This window comes from Mesorhizobium sp. WSM4837 (assembly GCF_055811435.1).
Genome location: NZ_JBVVQE010000278.1, coordinates 1 through 285 on the forward strand (window position 1 = coordinate 1; position 285 = coordinate 285).

Annotated in this window: 1 protein-coding gene; it reads right to left on the reverse strand. The window is 59.3% G+C overall.

Annotation, left to right across the window (positions count from 1 at the left end):
- Positions 1-27 precede the first annotated feature (27 nt).
- Positions 28-285: low affinity iron permease family protein (locus AC0L3D_RS37085; RefSeq protein WP_473647585.1), on the reverse strand; the 258-nt coding region annotated here is incomplete at its 5' end.

Consider the following 285-nt stretch of genomic DNA (forward strand, 5'->3'; position numbering starts at 1 on the left):
TCGCTCACCGGCATGATGGCGGTGTGGTTAGCTGCGAGATCCTAGATTGCGGCTACGCTGCCTGCGCATTCTGTTGCGCTTAGCAGTCGCTGGCGTAACTCCCTCGTGCTCAGCTTCTTGATCAGCCGCCGCCGCTTCCAGTTCAAGCCGCGCCAAATGGGCTTTGATCTCCTCAGGCTCGGCGTGCTCCAGCCCGACGACATTGTTCCTCGTTTCCTTCAATGCAACGATGATCTCGTCGAGCTTCGCATGGATGGCAGCGGTGTCGCGGTAACCCTGGATCAG